Source organism: Candidatus Annandia adelgestsuga, assembly GCF_003956045.1.
GTDB classification, from domain to species: Bacteria; Pseudomonadota; Gammaproteobacteria; order Enterobacterales; family Enterobacteriaceae_A; genus Annandia; species Annandia adelgestsuga.
Genome location: NZ_CP026513.1, coordinates 140790 through 158522, shown reverse-complemented (window position 1 = coordinate 158522; position 17733 = coordinate 140790). Strand labels below are relative to the sequence as shown.

At 16.9% G+C, this 17733-nt stretch carries 17 protein-coding genes and 1 tRNA gene; 7 read left to right on the top strand and 11 right to left on the bottom strand.

Going from position 1 to position 17733, the window contains the following annotated elements; genetic code table 11:
- From rpsF to miaA, 4 genes are all read right to left on the bottom strand, one after another.
- Window positions 1-311: 30S ribosomal protein S6 (gene rpsF / locus C3B56_RS00855; protein WP_126071699.1), on the bottom strand; the 311-nt coding region annotated here is incomplete at its 3' end.
- Between the two features lie 29 nt (window positions 312-340).
- The gene (gene rlmB / locus C3B56_RS00850) at window positions 341-1078 is read right to left on the bottom strand and encodes a 23S rRNA (guanosine(2251)-2'-O)-methyltransferase RlmB (protein ID WP_126071544.1); all 738 of its coding nucleotides are present in this window, start codon (window positions 1076-1078) and stop codon (window positions 341-343) included.
- A gap of 65 nt (window positions 1079-1143) precedes the next feature.
- Complete coding sequence (gene hflX / locus C3B56_RS00845; protein ID WP_157977624.1) at window positions 1144-2421, bottom strand: GTPase HflX; 1278 nt, start codon at window positions 2419-2421, stop codon at window positions 1144-1146.
- A gap of 34 nt (window positions 2422-2455) precedes the next feature.
- Window positions 2456-3391 carry a tRNA (adenosine(37)-N6)-dimethylallyltransferase MiaA gene (miaA, locus tag C3B56_RS00840; protein ID WP_126071542.1) on the bottom strand — a complete coding sequence of 312 codons (936 nt, stop codon included), beginning with the start codon at window positions 3389-3391 and terminating at the stop codon, window positions 2456-2458.
- Between the two features lie 133 nt (window positions 3392-3524).
- On the opposite strand from miaA, the gene C3B56_RS00835 reads away from it, so the two are divergent.
- Window positions 3525-3596 (top strand) — tRNA-Asn (locus tag C3B56_RS00835).
- 16 nt (window positions 3597-3612) lie between these two features.
- On the opposite strand, the gene lysA is transcribed toward C3B56_RS00835, so the two are convergent.
- From lysA to C3B56_RS00820, 3 genes are all read right to left on the bottom strand, one after another.
- Complete coding sequence (gene lysA / locus C3B56_RS00830) at window positions 3613-4830, bottom strand: diaminopimelate decarboxylase (protein ID WP_126071541.1); 1218 nt, start codon at window positions 4828-4830, stop codon at window positions 3613-3615.
- A 73-nt stretch (window positions 4831-4903) separates the two neighbouring features.
- The gene (lysS, locus tag C3B56_RS00825) at window positions 4904-6397 is read right to left on the bottom strand and encodes a lysine--tRNA ligase (protein WP_126071540.1); all 1494 of its coding nucleotides are present in this window, start codon (window positions 6395-6397) and stop codon (window positions 4904-4906) included.
- 1 nt (window position 6398) lies between these two features.
- Complete coding sequence (locus C3B56_RS00820) at window positions 6399-7502, bottom strand: PCRF domain-containing protein (RefSeq protein WP_126071539.1); 1104 nt, start codon at window positions 7500-7502, stop codon at window positions 6399-6401.
- A 67-nt stretch (window positions 7503-7569) separates the two neighbouring features.
- Here C3B56_RS00820 and ygfZ point away from each other — a divergent pair, with 67 nt between their 5' ends.
- Together ygfZ and rpiA are read left to right on the top strand one after the other, a co-directional pair.
- Window positions 7570-8544: a tRNA-modifying protein YgfZ gene (gene ygfZ / locus C3B56_RS00815; RefSeq protein WP_126071538.1), complete on the top strand. Its 975-nt coding sequence runs from the start codon at window positions 7570-7572 to the stop codon at window positions 8542-8544.
- Between the two features lie 104 nt (window positions 8545-8648).
- Window positions 8649-9305 carry a ribose-5-phosphate isomerase RpiA gene (rpiA, locus tag C3B56_RS00810; protein ID WP_126071537.1) on the top strand — a complete coding sequence of 219 codons (657 nt, stop codon included), beginning with the start codon at window positions 8649-8651 and terminating at the stop codon, window positions 9303-9305.
- A 131-nt stretch (window positions 9306-9436) separates the two neighbouring features.
- Here rpiA and pgk read toward each other — a convergent pair whose 3' ends face one another.
- Both pgk and tkt read right to left on the bottom strand, forming a co-directional pair.
- The gene (pgk, locus tag C3B56_RS00805; RefSeq protein ID WP_126071536.1) at window positions 9437-10597 is read right to left on the bottom strand and encodes a phosphoglycerate kinase; all 1161 of its coding nucleotides are present in this window, start codon (window positions 10595-10597) and stop codon (window positions 9437-9439) included.
- Between the two features lie 64 nt (window positions 10598-10661).
- On the bottom strand, window positions 10662-12668 hold the full coding sequence (gene tkt, locus C3B56_RS00800; RefSeq protein ID WP_126071535.1) for a transketolase: 2007 nt from the start codon (window positions 12666-12668) through the stop codon (window positions 10662-10664).
- Between the two features lie 222 nt (window positions 12669-12890).
- Between tkt and metK the strand changes: the two genes are divergently transcribed.
- From metK to C3B56_RS00780, 4 genes are all read left to right on the top strand, one after another.
- Window positions 12891-14039, top strand: coding sequence for a methionine adenosyltransferase (gene metK / locus C3B56_RS00795; RefSeq protein ID WP_126071534.1), 1149 nt, complete (start codon window positions 12891-12893; stop codon window positions 14037-14039).
- A 43-nt stretch (window positions 14040-14082) separates the two neighbouring features.
- Complete coding sequence (locus C3B56_RS00790; RefSeq protein WP_126071533.1) at window positions 14083-15444, top strand: sugar porter family MFS transporter; 1362 nt, start codon at window positions 14083-14085, stop codon at window positions 15442-15444.
- A gap of 53 nt (window positions 15445-15497) precedes the next feature.
- A complete protein-coding gene (ruvX, locus tag C3B56_RS00785; RefSeq protein WP_126071532.1) occupies window positions 15498-15950 on the top strand; it encodes a Holliday junction resolvase RuvX in 453 nt (150 codons plus the stop codon).
- A 154-nt stretch (window positions 15951-16104) separates the two neighbouring features.
- Window positions 16105-16659 (top strand): YggT family protein, encoded by a 555-nt coding sequence (locus tag C3B56_RS00780; protein WP_126071531.1) that lies wholly within the window; start codon window positions 16105-16107, stop codon window positions 16657-16659.
- Window positions 16660-16846: 187 nt separating this feature from the next.
- Here the strand turns inward: C3B56_RS00780 and C3B56_RS00775 are convergent, their stop codons facing one another.
- Complete coding sequence (locus tag C3B56_RS00775) at window positions 16847-17086, bottom strand: oxidative damage protection protein (RefSeq protein ID WP_126071530.1); 240 nt, start codon at window positions 17084-17086, stop codon at window positions 16847-16849.
- Between the two features lie 95 nt (window positions 17087-17181).
- Complete coding sequence (locus C3B56_RS00770) at window positions 17182-17679, bottom strand: metal-dependent hydrolase (protein WP_126071529.1); 498 nt, start codon at window positions 17677-17679, stop codon at window positions 17182-17184.
- Between the last annotated feature and the right edge of the window lie 54 nt (window positions 17680-17733).

The window sequence follows — 17733 nt, the reverse complement described above, 5'->3', positions numbered from 1 at the left end:
TTTAAAATAAAAGAATTTTTAATACATGGTTTTTTTTTTTTTATAATTAAATTTCTTATAATACTATTATTTAATTTAAAATCTTTTTTTAAATCATTCATTACTTTTTTACAAACTTCTATATTAATTAATATATAATAAGCATGATTATTTTTTTTGATAGGGTATGCTAGTTTACGTAAACCCCAATATTCAAGTCTATGTATTTTTCCTTTATCTTGTTCAATAATTTTTTTATAATATTTAATTATGTTGGTAATTTTACTAGTTACTTCAGTATAAAATATAATTACAATTTCATAATGACGCATTTATCCATCCCTTTCATAATAATATATTATTAAATATAATTTCTTTGTCTTATTATTTCAAATAAACATATTCCTGTTACTACAGAAACATTTAAAGAACTCATTATAGACAAAGTTGGAATAGAAATTAAATAATCACATTTTTTTTTTATTGAATTTCTTATACCATTTTTTTCTGATCCTAAAATTATTGCAATAGATTTAGTCATTTTAGTTTTATATATTACATTTTTTGATCTTTCATCTAAACCTACAATATTTATATTATTTTTTTTAAACTTTTTAATTATGTTTAATAAATTATTAACAATAATAATTGGAATTTTATCAACTGCTCCACAAGAAATTTTTCTTACTAAAGGAGTAATATTAGCAGATTTATTTTTTGTAATTATAACTGCGTTAATATTTATAGAAGCTGCTGTTCTTAAACAAGCTCCTAAATTTCTAGGATCTTGAATATTATCTAAAATTAAAAAAATAAAATTATATTTTTTTTTAATCATTTCAGATATATTTTTTTCATTATATTTATAAATAGACTTTTTAATATAAGCTACAATTCCTTGATTTTTTTTATTTTTAGATATTTTATTTAAATAATTTTTATTTGTATAATACATTTTAATATTTTTTTTTTTTAATTTATCTTCTAAAATTTTTAATCTACAATTTTTATTATTTTTAATAAATACTTTATTTATTATAGAAATATTATTTTTTATTATAGATTCTATTACATGTATTCCAAAAACAATTTCATACATATAAAATCCATTAATTTTTTTATATTAATTTAAATAAATATTTATTATTTGTATAAATATTTATATTAAATAATACAATATTTTAAATTTGGTTCTAATTTACATAATAATAACCATTCTTTTATTTTGATTAAAATATTAATTTTAATATTATTATTTTTACAATTTATTTTATTAATAATATAACTTTTACAATATAATCTATTTATTATCCAATAAAAATTTTTTGGTAATAATAATTTATAATTCACTTTTATTGTTTTTTTAAAATTTAGAAATAAATTTTTATATAATAAAAATATACCTTTTTTTTTTTTAGCGGATAACCATATAGTATTATATATTAAATTTTTATTATATTCTATAAAATATTTTAAACCTTTTATTTTATCAATCTTATTCATAATTCTTATTTTTTTTATATTTTTTGCATTAATGTTTTTTAATATTAAATTTATATAATTTTCATTATTATATAAATTTTTTAAATCATTAACATCTAAAATATGAATAATTAAAGAAGAATAACATATTTCTTTCAATGTTGTTTTAAAAGATTCAATTAATTCATTTGGTAAATTTTTAATAAAACCTATGGTGTCTGATAAAATAATTTTATTAGTATTAAATTTAGAAATTTTATTTAATTTTGTATCTAATGTTGAAAATAATTTTTGAGATACAAATATATTTGATTTTGTAATATTATTAAATAAAGTTGATTTTCCTGCATTAGTATATCCAACTAATGAAATAAAATGATAATTTTTTTTTAATTTTATATATTTTTTTTGTATATTATTTTTTTCTATTTTTTTTAACTTTTTATAAATAAATAATATATTATTATTTAACAATCTACGATCAGTTTCTAATTGTGTTTCCCCAGGACCACTTAATATTTTTAAACCACCTTTTTGTCTTTCTAAATGTGTCCAATTATGTATTAATCTTGTAGACATATATTTTAAACTTGCTAATTGTGATTGTAATTTACCAATTTTAGTTTTAGATCTTTTTATAAATATATTTAATATTAATTTAGTTCTATTTAATATATTAAAATTATAATCATTTTTTAAATTTCTTTCCTGGGATGGTGTTATGACATGATTTAAAATAATTAAATTAGTTTTTTTTTTTTTTGAAATAAGTTTAATTTTTTTTAATTTTCCAACATTAATAAAATATTTATAGTGAGGATGTAAAATTTTTATTAAAATTTTAAAAATTATTTTTATACCTAATGATTTAGATAAATTATATATTTCTTCAATACTTGAACTACAATTATTTTTTAATAATTTAATATAAATAATTATAGCTTTTTTATTAAAAAACAAAATTTATTTTCCTTTTATTTTTAATTATAAAATTTTAAATATATTTTTTAATTTTTTTTTTAATTATTTTAATATTTTTTTCAATATTTAAATTATAAATATAATTAATTTTGTATTTCCAATTTTTTAAATAAAAAAATTGTTTTTTTATTAATTTTCTTGTAGCATATATACTTTTAAATATCATTTCTTCATATGTTATTTTTTTCATAAAATAAGAATATAATTGATTATAACCTATACATTTAGAAGAAGGTAAATTTTTATTAAAATTAGGATTTTTAAATATTTTATATGCTTCTTTTTCTAAACCTAATTCTAACATTTTTTTAAAACGTATTATAATACTGTTATATAGTAGTTCTTTTAAACATGGAATTAAAGCAAATTGATAAATTTTATAAGGTAATTTCTTATATTTTATACTTTTATAATATGTCATATTTTTATTAGATATTAAAAAAATTTCAATTAATCTTATTATTCTTTTTTTATCATTGGGATGTATTAATTTACTATGAACAGGATCAATATAACATAAATATTTATATAATTTATCACAACCTATATTATATGATAAATAATTTATATAGTTTCTAATTTTAAAATTTTTATTTGGTAATAAATCATTATTTTCTAATAATAATTTATAGTATAACATACTACCACCTACCAATAAAGGTATTTTTTTTTTTTTTATAGTTTTATTAATTCTTTTTTTTACATCTTTAATAAATTTAGATACAGAATAATATTCTGTAGGTTTTATTATATTAATTAAATAATGTGGTATTTTTTTTAATTTTTTTTTTGATGGTTTTGAAGTTCCTATATTCATATTTTTATATATCATAGCAGAATCAACACTTATAATATCAAAAGGAATTTTTTTACATAATTCTATTGCTAATAAAGTTTTTCCAACATTTGTTGGACCCATTAAAAAAATAATTAAAGAATTTTTTTTCATAAAAATATTATAAAATATATTATTAATAATATTTTATTATTATTTTATTTTTTTTAAAAAGTTGACTAAATATAATATTTAATATATAATATTAAATAATATAATATTTAATAATATTATAATGTTATTAAATTCCCCTGTAGTTCAGTGGTAGAACGCCGGACTGTTAATCCGTATGTCACTGGTTCGAATCCAGTCGGGGGAGATTTAAATTAAAAAATTTAATTTTCTAATTTTAATAAATCTTTTATATTTTGTTTTTTTCTAATAATTTTAAATTTATTTTTATAAAATAAAATTTCAGGTATTAATAATCTACTATTATAATTTGATGACATTGATGATCCGTAGGCTCCAGTATTATGAAATATTAAATAATCTCCAGGTGATACTTTTGGTAAAAATCTTATTTTAATTTTTCCATTAGAGTTTTGAGTAAAAATATCTCCTGATTCACATAATGGACCACCTACTATAGTAGGAACTCTAAAAGTGCTTTTATTAATATAACTAATTTTTTTTTTTATAACAGAAATTTTATGATAACTACCATACATAACAGGTCTTAATAAATCGTTAAAACCAGCATCTATTAAAACAAAATATTTATTTTTTATAAATTTTACTGATTTTACTTGAGTTACTAATATTCCAGATTCAGCTGTTAAAAATCTTCCTGGTTCTATTTCTAATGTTATTTTTTTTCCTAAATAATTAGAAATTTTATTTCTAATATTATTCCATAAATTAAAATAATTTTTAATATTAATAATTCTATCTTTTTTTTTATAAGGAATAGATAAACCACCACCAGCTGAAATTGATTTAATACTTTTATTAATATATAATATTTGATTCATCATAGCATAACATACATTTTTTAAATGTTTATAATCAACTCCAGAACCAATATGTATATGAATACCACATAATTTAAAATTATATTTTTTAATTATACCATATAATGATTTATCATTATACCATATTCCATGTTTACTATTTTCACCACCGGTATTGGTTTTTTCGTTATGTCCATGACCAAATCCAGGATTAATACGAATCCATATTTTATGTTTAGGTGAAATTTTACCAAGTTGATGTAACATATCTATAGAACCAATATTCACAGTTATTTTAAGTTTTACTATTTTTTTTAAAGTATCATAATCAATAATATCAGATGTAAAAATTATATTTTTTCTATTGAAACCAGAGTTTATTGCTCTATTTAATTCACCATAAGATACTGAATCAATTTGTACATTATATTTTTTTATTAATTTTAAAATATTAATATTAGAACAAGATTTTTGAGCAAATCTTATAATATCAAATTTTTTTAGTTTTAATATTTTTTTTTTTATAATGTTAAAATTATATAACCAAAAAGGTCCACTATATTTTTTATTTAAATTTATATTCTTAAAAAAATTATACATATTAAATACCTTATATTTTATTAAAAAATAAAAATAATATTTAATATAATAAAATTATTTTTAAATATATAAATTATATTATTTTTAATGTTGGAAATAATATAACATCTTTTATTGTACATTTATTAGTAAATAGCATTATTAAACGATCAATACCTATTCCTAAACCAGAAGTAGGAGGCAATCCATGTTCTAATGCAATAATATAATCTTTATCATATAAACATTTATTATTAACATTATATTTATCTAATTTTAATTGATTATTAAATCTTTTTTTTTGTTCTTGAGAATCATTTAATTCAGAAAAACCATTACCAATTTCTTGTCCGTTTATAAATAATTCAAATCTTTCAGCAAAATTTTTATTTTTATTTATAGATCTAGATAAAGGTGATATTTCAATAGGATATTCAGTTATAAACGTAGGTTGTATTAATTTATTTTCTACTGTTTTTTTAAAAATATTATATATTAAATAACCTTTTGAACATTGATTTTTTTTTTTTATATTCAATTTATTTGTTATAAAATTTAAAGTATTTAAATCAGATAAATCTTTTAAATTTATATTATTATTATATTTTATAATAGATTCTTTCATTGTCATTTCATTAAAATTATTAAAATATATTATGTTATCATTAATTATAATTTTATTGTCTTTTATAATTTTTTTAAATAATATATATAAAAAATTTTTAGTAAATTTAATTAAATCTTTATAATTAAAATAAGCTATATATAATTCTAACATAGTAAATTCTGGATTATGTTTTGATGACAAACCTTCATTTCTAAAATTTTTTCCTATTTCAAATACTCTTTCCAAACCACCTATTACTAAACGTTTTAAATATAATTCAGGAGAAATTCTTAAATACATTTTTTGATTTAAACTATTATGATATGTTATAAAAGGTTTTGCAGAAGCCCCACCTGGAATTAATTGCATAATAGGAGTTTCTACTTCTATAAAATTATGTGATATCATATATTTTCTAATTTCAAATATAATTTTATGTCTTATTTTAAATATTTTTATTGTTTTTTTATTTTTAATTAAATCTAAATATCTTTGTCTATATTTAATTTCTGTATTATTTAATCCATGAAATTTTTCTGGTAAAGGACGTAATGATTTAGTTAATAAATAAATTTTATTACAATATATTGATAATTCTCCACTATTTGTTTTAAATAATGTTCCTACAACTCCTAATATATCTCCTAAATCCCATTTTTTAAAATTTTTAAAATTATTATTAGAAATATATTTTTTAGAAATATATACTTGTATATTACTGAACATATCTTGTAATTGTATAAAAGAAGATTTTCCCATATGTCTGCAATTTATCATTCTTCCTGAAATTTTTATTTTTAAATTAAGTTTTTTTATATATTCTTTATTATATTTATCATATTTTTTATGTAAAATATATGAAATATTATTTCTTTTAAAATTATTTGGAAATAATATTTTTTTTTTTTTTAATAATTTCAGTTTATTTAATCTATTTTTAAATTCTTTATTTTTAAAAATATTTTTATTATTTTCATTCATTTTAAATTTCCTTATTTTCTTTATTTTTTAAATTAGATTTTAAGAAAAAATTTAAAATATTTATATCTAAAATAGATTTTATATTATATTTTTCTATTCCTGTTCTAAAATCTTTTATTAAAGAATTATCTAATATATAAGATCTTATTTTATTTTTCCAACATATATTTAATTTGTAATTTTTATTTTTTATTTTTTTTTTATAAAAGTATATTTTATATAATTTAGATACTATTTGTTTAATTGCTATATTTTTATTAATATGTTGAGATTTATAATTTTGACATTGTGTAACCGTATTAGTTGGAATATGTGTAATACGTACAGCTGATTTTGTTTTATTAATGTGCTGTCCACCAGAACCAGATGATTTATATAAATCAATCTTTAAATCTTTTATTTTAATTTTAATATTTTTTTTTATATTTATTTCTGGATAAATATAAATAATACTAAAGGAGGTATGTCTTTTTTTATTTATATCAAAAGGGCTTTTTCTTACAAGACGATGTATTCCAATTTCATTTTTTAACCAACCAAAAGCATATTTTCCTTTTATATAAATAGTAGCAGATTTTATACCTATTATATTTCCAAATGATATTTTTAAAATGTTAATTTTAAAACCTTTATTTAAAGACCATTTTAAATACATTTTCATTAAAATACTAGTCCAATCTTTTGAATCTTTGCCACCAATTCCATAATGTAAATCTAAATAACAATTATATTTATCATTTTTTTTAATAAAAATACAATTTAATTCTAATTTTTCTAATTGTAATAAAATTTTATTTATTAAAAATAAAATTTTATTATAATATATAATAATATTATTTATTATAAAAATTTTTAATAAATATTTTAATTTAATTATATATAAATATAAATTATTTATATTTTTAATTATAAAATTATTTTTTTTTTTATTTAATTTAACATTATATGATTTTTTCCATTTTTTTGTAATATTAATATTATATAAAATATTATTAATATTATTTATAAATTTAAATTTAATTTTATAATTATAAAAAAATTTAATTATTTTATAATAATTAATAAAATTTTTATTTTTTTTTTTTTTATAATAATTTTTTAACATAGATTTTAATAATTATATAATATATTAAAAAATAAATTTTTATAAAAAAAAAATTATAATTAAAAATATGAAAAAAAATAATTATTATAATAATAAAATTTTATTTTCTAAAAAATATTATAAAAATTGGATGTATCTTCAAGATTGGGGTTTAATTCATGTTTATGGTATTGATAGCAAAAAATATTTGCAAAATCAATTAACTTTAGATATTAATAAATTAAAAGATAATTTTTCTTTATGTGCACATTGTAACTATAAAGGAAAAGTAATTAGTTCTTTAAGATTATTTAAATATAAAACTAATCATTATATTTTAATGGAAAGAAAAAATATAATTAAATATCATTTAAAAATACTTAAAAAATATTCTATTTTTTTAAAAGTTAATATTGTTATAGATTATAATAATATTATTTTTGGATTTATTGGAAAAAAAATATCATATTTGTTAAATATATTTTTTAAAAAATTACCAAGTTCAAATAAAGTTCTAATTATAAATAAAAAATATAAAATTATTAAATTAAATGAAAAAATTATGAGATTCATTATAATTGTATTAAAAAAAAAAAGTTATAAAATTAAGAATTATATTATTAATAAATTTAATTATATTAAAAATAATAATCAATGGTTATCTTTAGATATTAAAACAGGAATTCCTAATATTGATATTATACATTCTAAAAAATTTTTTCCTCAGTCATTAAATTTAAATAATTTTAATGGAATAAGTTTTAATAAAGGATGTTATAATGGTCAAGAAATGGTTACAAAAATACATTTTTTAAAAAAAAATAAAAAATCATTATTTTTTTTAAAAGGTATGTCAAAAAATATAAATAATAAAAATAATTATTTAGAATTTAGAATAAAAAAAAAATGGAAAATAATTGGTAGTATATTATTTATAATAAAATTAAAAAATAATATTATATGGATACAAGCGATATTAAATAACAAATTAAATAATAAAAATATAATAAGAATATATAATAACAATTATTGTTTTTTTAAAATTGAAAAAAAATTTAATTAAAATAATTTAAAAAAAATATTTTAAATTTATATTAATGTTTATTTATAATTAATTATATTATATATATTAATTTACTTAATAATGTATATAATTTAGAAGATGTAATGAAAATAAAAAAAATTAAAAAAACTTCAGGTTTATATGCTTTGAAATATATTAAACCTAACATAATTATAGGTATAGGAAGTGGGTCTACTTCAAATTATTTTATAAATTATATTTATATGTTTAGAAATATGATAAAAGCGGCTGTATCTAGTTCTAAAAAATCTACTTCAAAATTAAAAAAACTTAATATTCCAATATTTAATTTAAATATGATAAAATATGTTGATTTATATATAGATAGTGCAGATGAAGTAAATAAAAAAATGCAAATGATTAAAGGTGGAGGGGGGGCTTTAACAAAAGAAAAAATTATTTCTATAAATTCTAAAAGATTTTTATGTATTTTAGATTTTAAAAAAAAAGTAAATATTTTAGGTAATTTTCCATTACCAATAGAAATTATTCCTTTTTCAAAATCTTTTATTAAAAATAAAATAATTGAAATAGGGGGAATACCTAAATATCGTAAAAATATAATTACAGAAAATGGTAATATTATTATAGATATATATAATTTACGTATTAAAAACCCTATTAAATTTAAAAAAAAAATTTATTCACTTCCTGGAATAGTTACTATAGGTTTATTTTTAAAAAAAAAATCTAATATTAATATTTTAAGTTTTAAAAAAAAAATTAAAATTATAAATTAAAAATATTAATATTTTAAAAAAAAATTTTATAAATATTTAATAAATATAATTAATATTTTACATATTAATTATATTTATAAATTTTTTAATTTAATTTTTATTTTATTAATTTAATAAAATAAAAATTATAACTAATTTAAAAAATTTATATTATTTATTAATTTTACTATAGGTAATATTTTACCTTCTAATAATTGTAAAAAAGATCCTCCACCTGTTGATATATAAGAAAAATTTTTTTTGTTACTAAAAATAGAAATTGCTGATATTGTATCTCCTCCTCCAATTATTGAAAAACATTTATTTAAAGAAATAATTTTTGATATTATTTTAGTTCCGTTTTTAAAATTCATTAATTCAAACATTCCAATTGGACCATTCCATAAAATGGTATTAGAGTTTATTATTATTTTTATTATATTGAGTATAGTTTTAATACCAAAATCTAAAATAATATCATTTTCTTTTATTTTTTTTATATTTTTTATTTTAGATTTTTCATTATATAAAATTGATTTTCCAACATAAACATCTTTTGGTATTAATATTTTATTATTTTTTAATAATTTTTTAGATTTTTCTATATATTTTTTTTCATATAAAGAATTTCCTACTTTATTTTTAATAGCTATAAAATTATTTGCAATTCCACCTCCTACAATAATATAATCTGATATTTTATTTAAATATTTTAATATATTAAATTTTGTAGATATTTTAGAACCTCCTAAAATAACTGTCATAGGTCTTTTTGGTTTATTCAAATACTTATTTAAAGTATTTATTTCTGATATTAATAATAATCCAGCACAAGATATTTTAGCAAATAAAGAAACACCATAGGTAGAAGATTGTTTTCTATGTGATGAACCAAAAGCATCCATAACAAATATATCACATAATGAAGCATATTTTTTTGATAATAATAAACTATTTTTTTTTTCTCCTTTATTAAATCTTACATTTTCTAAAATATATAAATTTCCATATTTGAAATTAAAACCATTTAAATATTTTTTAACTAATATTATTTTAATATTTTTAATTTTTTTTTTTAAATAATTTAATATATATTTTAAAGAATAATTTTCGTTATATTCATTTTCTTTAGGACGTCCTAAATGTGACATTATTATAACAATTGCCTTTTTTTTAATTGCTAATTTAATAGTAGGTAAAGAAGCTAAAATACGAGTATCAGAAGAAATTTTTTTATTATTAATTGGTACATTTAAATCAGATCTTATTAAAACTCTTTTATTTTTAATATTTATATTATTTATACTTAACATTTTATTTTCTCGATATTTATAATAATATTATATATATAACTTCATATATATAATATTATATATTTTAAGAAAAAATATTCAATTTTAATTTTATTTTTTTTATAATATTTTTCAAATTAAAATTAAAATGTGAAAATAATACTTCTGCTGGAGCTGATTCGCCAAAGCAATCTATTCCTATTCTTAACCCTTGAAGTCCTGTATATTTTAACCAATAATTGGTATGTGATGCTTCAATAGAAACAATTAATTTAGATTTTTTAGATAAAATTTTTTCTTTATAATATATACTTTGTTTATCAAAAATATTACTTGAAGGCATAGAAACTAATCTAACTTTATAATTTAGAATTAATAATTCATTATAAACTTTTGATGCTAATTCTATTTCAGAACCAGTAGAAATTAGTATTATATCCGGATCACTATTATTATGAGAATTTTTTAATATATAACCACCTTTATATATATTATATATTTGTTTTTCGTCTCTATTTTGTTGAATTAAATTTTGTCTAGATAATATTAATGCAGTAGGTCCATTTTTTCTTTCAATAGCACATTTCCATGCTACAGCTGTTTCTACTTGATCACAAGGACGCCAAACACTCATATTAGGAATATTACGTAAACTAGAAAGTTGTTCAATAGGTTGATGTGTTGGTCCATCTTCTCCTAAACCAATTGAATCATGTGTATAAATTAAAATTTGTCTTATTTTCATTAAAGATGACATTCTAACAGCGTTTTTAGCATAATCCAAAAAAGTTAAAAAAGAAGCTGTGGAAACTATAAAACCACCATATAAAGAAATACCATTTGCAATAGCAGTCATTCCAAATTCCCTTACTCCATAATGTATATAATTACCATCTTTATATTTATTAATAGGTTTTGATTTAGACCACATAGTTAAATTACTAGATGATAAATCAGCAGAACCTCCAATATATTCAGGTATAATATCTCCTAAAAATTCAATTGTTTTTTGTGAAGCTTGTCTACTAGCTATATTTTTAGGAAAATTTTGTAATTTTAAAATATATTTTTTAAAATAATTATTCCAATTATTAGGTAAATTTCCTTTAATTCTACGTAAAAATTCATTAGATAAATTAGGATATTTTTCTTGGTATTTTTTAAATTTTTTATTCCATTTATTTTCTTTAATTTTTCCTATTTTTATTGAATTCCATTTTTTATAAATTTTATTTGGAATAAAAAATGGTGGATAATTCCAATTTAATTTTTTTTTAGTTAAAATAACTTCTTCTTCTCCTAAAGGAGCCCCATGAGATTCACTTTTACCAGATTTATTAGGTGAACCAAAACCTATAATTGTATTACAAATTATTAATGATGGTTTATCATTAACAGATTTAGCTTTACTAATAGCATTTGATATTTCATTAAAATTATGACCATTAACATTTTCTATTACATTCCAATTATAAGATTTAAATCTTTTAGATGTATCGTCTGTAAACCACCCTTTTGTATTACCATCAATTGATATTTTATTATTATCATAAAAAACAATTAATTTATTTAATTTTAGTGTACCTGCTAAAGAACAAGATTCATGAGAAATTCCTTCCATCATACAACCATCACCAGCAAAAACATAAATATAATGATCTATTATTTTGTAGTTAGGTTTATTAAATTGAGCAGATAAAGTCTTTTCAGATATAGCAAAACCTACTGCATTAGCTATACCTTGACCTAAAGGTCCTGTTGTAGCTTCTATTCCAGGAGTACGACCATATTCAGGATGTCCTGGAGTTTTAGAATTCAATTGACGAAAATTTTTAATATCTTCAATTGATAAATCATAACCAGTTAAATGTAATATACTATATATTAACATTGAACTATGACCATTAGACAAAATAAATCTATCTCTATTTATCCAATTAGGATTAGAAGGATTATGGTTCATATATTTACACCATAAAACTTCAGCAATATCAGCCATTCCCATTGGAGCCCCAGGATGACCTGATTTAGATTTTTGAATTGTATCTATACTTAAAACTCTAATAACATTTGAAAATTCCGAATCTAACATTATATTTATATTCCTATTTATTTTTAATAAAATATGTTAAATATTTTTTAAATTATTAATTTTATATAATATAAAATTAATTTATATATATATTTATAAATATTATGAAACAATATATATTATAATATATAAAATTAAATATTCAAGTTTATTTTAAAAAATAAATTTATTAAATATTATATATTATTTAAATTTTAAAATTTTATTATAGGATTTTTTAATATGAAAGAAACATTATTTACATCAGAATCAGTTTCTGAAGGACACCCTGATAAAATAGCTGATCAAATTTCTGATGCTATATTAGATGAAATTTTAAAAAAAGATATAAATGCACGTGTTGCTTGTGAAACTTATATTAAAACTGGAATGGTATTGGTAGGTGGAGAAATAACTACAAATGTTTATATAAATATAGAAAATATAGTTCGTAAAACTATAAAAAATATAGGATATAAAAATGTAAAAATGGGATTTCATTATAAATTATGTTCTATAATAAATGTAATTGGAAAACAATCTAAAGATATAAAAAAAGGAATAAATAAAAAAAATATATATAAACAAGGAGCTGGTGATCAAGGTATAATGTTTGGTTATGCTACTAATGAAACTAAAACATTTATGCCTGCACCAATCATGTATGCTCATCGTTTAATGTATTTACAATCTTATGTAAGGAAAAAAAAAATTTTACCTTGGTTATATCCTGATGCAAAAAGTCAAATTACATTTAAATATAAAAATAATAAAATTATTGGAATTAAAACTGTAGTTTTTTCTACACAACATGAAGAAAATATTAGTAAAAAAAATATTTATGAAGCAATTATGGAGGAAATAATAAAACCATCTTTACCAAAAAAATGGTTAAAAAAAGATACTAAATTTTTAATTAACCCTGCTGGACGTTTTGTTATAGGTGGGCCTATGGGAGATTGTGGATTAACAGGAAGAAAAATTATAACAGATACATATGGTGGTTTTTCTAGACATGGAGGAGGTTGTTTTTCAGGAAAAGATCCTTCTAAAGTAGATAGATCTGCTTCATATGCAGCTCGTTATATTGCTAAAAATATAGTAGCTGCAAATTTAGCAGATAGATGTGAAATTCAATTATCCTATGCTATAGGAATCAATAAACCAATTTCTTTAATGGTAGAAACTTTTAATACAGAAAAAATTCCAATACCTAAAATATTATGGTTAATAAAAAATTGTTTTGATTTAAGTCCTTATGGTTTAATTAATAAATTAAAATTATTAAAACCAATATATAAAAAAACTTCTACATATGGTCATTTTGGTAGAATATGTTTTTCATGGGAAAAATTAGATAAAGTAAAAGAATTATATGAAAAATCTAAATAATTATTATTATTTTTTTATAAAAAAATTAATTTAAAGGAAATTAATGTTTAAAAAATTTAAAAAAAAAAAAATTATATTTTTTTTTATTTGTTTTATAGCTTCTTTAATTGGATTATTATTTGGTTTAAGTATAGGAGTTATTACTGTTGCTTTACCATTTATTATAAAAGAATTTAATATAAATAATATTGAACAAGAATTAATAGTAAGTTCAATGATGTTGGGATCTACTTTAGGAGTTTTATTTAATGGTATAACATCTTTTTATTTAGGAAGAAAAAATAATTTAATTATTAGTTCTTTATTTTTTATTTTTGGATCTATATTGTCATCTTTATCTTTTAATTACATTTTTTTATTAATATCTAGAATTATTTTAGGAATAGCTTTAGGGATAGCATCTTACACCACTCCTTTATATTTATCAGAAATTTCTTTTAAAGAAAATCGTGGAAGTATAATATCATTATATCAATTAATGATTACTATCGGTATTTTATTATCATATATTTTTGATACAATGTTTAGTTATAATTGTAATTGGAGATATATGTTTGGAATAATTAGTATTCCATCATTTTTTTTATTAATTGGAATATTTTTTTTACCTGATAGTCCTAGATGGTTATTATCTAAAAAAAAAACTTTTGAAGCAAAAAATGTTTTATTAATTTTAAGAAATAACAAAAAAGAATCTATAAAGGAATTATATGAAATAAAAGATAATTTAAAAATTAGAATTAATGGTATAAAATTATTTATAAATAATAAAAAATTTAGAAAAATAATTTTTTTAGGTATTTTATTGCAGATAATGCAACAATTTACAGGAATAAATATTATTATATGTTATGCTCCAAAAATGCTTAATATGATTGGTTTTAATAAAACAATAGATCAAATGTATTGTACTATTACTATTGGAATCATTAATGTATTATCTACCATAATAGCTATTATGGTTGTTGATAAATTAGGTCGTAAACCAACATTAATTTTTGGTTTTTTAATAATGTTTATCAGTATGAATTTTTTAGGAATATTATTATATATAAATAAAATTTGTTTTATAATTAAATATTTATTTTTTTTATTTATTTTAATATTTATTTCTGGTTTTGCTATTAGCGCAGGTCCTTTAGTTTGGGTATTATGTTCTGAAATACAACCATTAAAAGTAAAAGATTTTGGTATTACAATTTCTACTATTACAAATTTTGTTTCAAATATTATAGTGAGTTTAACTTTTTTAAGTTTAATAAATATTATAGGTAATTGTTATACTTTTTGGTTTTATTCATTTTTAAATTTATTATTTGCTATATTAACTTTTTATTTAGTACCAGAAACTAAAGGAATTTCTTTAGAAAATATTGAAAAAAAATTATTTTCCAAAAAATTTTAAAAAAAATAAATTTAAATTTATTTTTTTTATTAATAACTTTAAAAAAATATAATATGAAAAATAATAAATCTAATTTTTTTATTACATTTATTAGTTTTGATTTTGGAATGAAAAATATAGGTGTTGCTGTAGGTCAAAATTTTACATGCACAGCTAGTCCTTTAAATTCTTTGAAAGTAAAAAATGGTGTTCCTGATTGGAATGATGTTAGAAAAATAATTAAAAATTGGAAACCAAAAGTAATTATTGTTGGTTTACCAATTAATATGAATAATAAAGAACAATATATTACAAAAAGAGCTAGAATTTTTGCACAAGATTTATATTATATATTTAAAATTATAGTTTTTATGTATGATGAAAGATTAACAACTAAAGAAGCTAAACAAAATATATTTAATTATAATATAAAAATTAAAAAAAAATATGACATAAACTCTATTTCTGCTGTTATTATATTAGAAAGTTGGTTTAAAAAATATTTTATTAAATTTAAAAAATTTTAACATTGAAAATTTTAAATTTATAAAATTTTTTTTGATATAAAGAGATAATAAAAAAATAAAATAAATTAAAATAAATAATACATAATATTTATTTTATTTATTAAATGTTATAATGTAGTTTATTTAATTTTATAAATTTTAAGTTAGAGTTTATATGATTTTTTCAATGTTTATTTCTAGAGATATAATAGATATATATGCTATGTTACTTTTTATGAGATTATGGATAGAATGGGCTCTTTCTGATGTTTGTAACCCTATGTCTATTATAATAATAAATTCAACTAAAATTACAATTTTTCCATTAATATCAATTATAACAAATTCATATTTTTTATATATTTTAATTTTACTTGAAATGTATATATTATTAATATTTAAATACTGTTTTCTTTATTTTTTAAAAATACGTTTAATGAAATTTGAATATATATATTTAATAATGGGAATTTTTTCTTTAATTAAATCTTATGGTTATATAATATTTTGGAATGTTACTATAAGATCTTTTATAAGCTGGGTTAATAGAAAAGTTAATGTTATGGAATATTTTTTTATTGAATTAACAGAACCAATTATGAAAGTTTGTCGTCATTTAGTTCCCAAAATAGGAAATATTGATATTTCTGCTATGGTAATAGTATTAGTACTATATTTTTTAAATTTTATAGGTGCAAGTATTTTTCCTAATGTATGGTACTTACTATAATATATTTTATTTTTATTTATATTATAATAATATATTACATTATAATATTATAATTTATTTTTTATTTGTATAAATAATATTTTTATATTATAATATTATAAATAATTTATTTAATACAAAATATATTATTTTAATAAATAATAAATTATAATAAAAACAAAAATTAATTTTTAAAATATATTATTAATTATTTTTTGCTTTTAAAAAAAAAAGATATCATACATTTTTCTATTTTTTTTATATTATTTTCATTATTCATATTTAGTTTAAATTCGTTAATAATCATTGTTTGTTTTTTTAGCCATATTAACCATGCTTTATTAGATATATTTTTATAAATTATATTTCCAATAATTCCTGGATATTTTTGAAATTTTTGCATATTACTAATTTTTTTTAAAAATAAACAAAATATTTTTTTTTTCATTTAATTCCTTTAAAATAAATTATTTTTATTTATAATTTTTTTTTATTTATATATTTATATTTTAATTAATAAATTAATATATAATATTTTATTAATTATATTTTAAGAAAGTATAAAAAAATTGAAATTAAAAAAAATATAAAACAAAATTTTTTTTCTTTGTTTTTTTTTTTTTTAAATATAAAAATAGTAAATTTCCATTTACAAGGCCATAATAATGGAACTCCGTTATAAGTAAACATATCTCCAATAATATGACTAGTATAACCAATTATCAAAGAATATATTATATATTTTGGTATATATAAATTAAAAAATATTAATAAATTTAAAATATAATAAAATATAATTATAGACAATATGCTATGAGTAAAACCTCTATGACCAAAAAATTTATAAAATAATTTAGAAATATAATAAAATTTTTTTCCAATAATAGAATTTGGATGATCTAAATCAGGTAAAGAAGATGACAAAATACAAATTATAATTAATTTAATTAAATTAATTTTTGATAAGTTATTAAATAAATTTATTTTTTTTATAATAATAATTATTGAAATAGAAAAAATAAAATGTCCTGAAAATGTCATAATATACTTTATATAAAAATATAAATAATATTTTATAATTAAAATAAAATTTTA

What these genes read in the sequence shown, in the direction of transcription:
- C3B56_RS00770 (WP_126071529.1), bottom strand. Translation starts at nt 17,679, where the DNA reads ATGACATTTTCAGGACATTTTATTTTTTCTATTTCAATAATTATTATT.
- C3B56_RS00790 (WP_126071533.1), top strand. Translation starts at nt 14,083, where the DNA reads ATGTTTAAAAAATTTAAAAAAAAAAAAATTATATTTTTTTTTATTTGT.
- lysS (WP_126071540.1), bottom strand. Translation starts at nt 6,397, where the DNA reads ATGAATGAAAATAATAAAAATATTTTTAAAAATAAAGAATTTAAAAAT.
- rpiA (WP_126071537.1), top strand. Translation starts at nt 8,649, where the DNA reads ATGAAAATAAAAAAAATTAAAAAAACTTCAGGTTTATATGCTTTGAAA.
- C3B56_RS00780 (WP_126071531.1), top strand. Translation starts at nt 16,105, where the DNA reads ATGATTTTTTCAATGTTTATTTCTAGAGATATAATAGATATATATGCT.
- ruvX (WP_126071532.1), top strand. Translation starts at nt 15,498, where the DNA reads ATGAAAAATAATAAATCTAATTTTTTTATTACATTTATTAGTTTTGAT.
- C3B56_RS00775 (WP_126071530.1), bottom strand. Translation starts at nt 17,086, where the DNA reads ATGAAAAAAAAAATATTTTGTTTATTTTTAAAAAAAATTAGTAATATG.
- lysA (WP_126071541.1), bottom strand. Translation starts at nt 4,830, where the DNA reads ATGTATAATTTTTTTAAGAATATAAATTTAAATAAAAAATATAGTGGA.
- rlmB (WP_126071544.1), bottom strand. Translation starts at nt 1,078, where the DNA reads ATGTATGAAATTGTTTTTGGAATACATGTAATAGAATCTATAATAAAA.
- ygfZ (WP_126071538.1), top strand. Translation starts at nt 7,570, where the DNA reads ATGAAAAAAAATAATTATTATAATAATAAAATTTTATTTTCTAAAAAA.
- pgk (WP_126071536.1), bottom strand. Translation starts at nt 10,597, where the DNA reads ATGTTAAGTATAAATAATATAAATATTAAAAATAAAAGAGTTTTAATA.
- miaA (WP_126071542.1), bottom strand. Translation starts at nt 3,391, where the DNA reads ATGAAAAAAAATTCTTTAATTATTTTTTTAATGGGTCCAACAAATGTT.
- tkt (WP_126071535.1), bottom strand. Translation starts at nt 12,668, where the DNA reads ATGTTAGATTCGGAATTTTCAAATGTTATTAGAGTTTTAAGTATAGAT.
- metK (WP_126071534.1), top strand. Translation starts at nt 12,891, where the DNA reads ATGAAAGAAACATTATTTACATCAGAATCAGTTTCTGAAGGACACCCT.
- C3B56_RS00820 (WP_126071539.1), bottom strand. Translation starts at nt 7,502, where the DNA reads ATGTTAAAAAATTATTATAAAAAAAAAAAAAATAAAAATTTTATTAAT.